We start from the raw sequence: 416 nt of genomic DNA on the forward strand, positions 1-416 counted from the left end.
CCCAGCGGATATGACCGTGGCTGCGGTGTGCGATCGTGCCGACACCCTTGGTCAGCGAGGCGAAGGCCAGGTCGGTGCCCACAGCGGTCGCCGGCGAAAAGCCGAACATCAACGTCAACAGCGGCGTCATCAGCGAGCCGCCGCCAACGCCCGTCAGGCCGACCAACAGGCCGACCAGCAGACCGGAAATCGTATAGGCAAGCGTCATCGCGCAGGGACAGTGAGGGCGTGTTATCACGAAGTTCGAGCATCGTAATGAACTGGCCTCATATCCCAAACCAATAAAAAATTGTTTGTTTATATGGCGTCGGTTATAAGTAGCGTTCAGTTCGCACCCGTTCTTCTTATTGACCGCGCAGCCATGAACCTCCACCAATTCCGCTTCGTGCGCGAAGCCGTGCGGCAGAAATTCAACC

General features: G+C 57.7%; 1 protein-coding gene. It reads right to left on the reverse strand.

Annotation, left to right across the window (positions count from 1 at the left end; genetic code table 11):
* A partial coding sequence (locus G9373_RS47565; RefSeq protein WP_240961178.1) for a sulfite exporter TauE/SafE family protein occupies window positions 1–416 on the reverse strand: 416 nt, incomplete at both ends.

Origin of the sequence: Rhodococcus sp. A14 (genome assembly GCF_011603105.1) — a bacterium.
Lineage (GTDB): Bacteria > Actinomycetota > Actinomycetes > Mycobacteriales > Mycobacteriaceae > Rhodococcus_F > Rhodococcus_F opacus.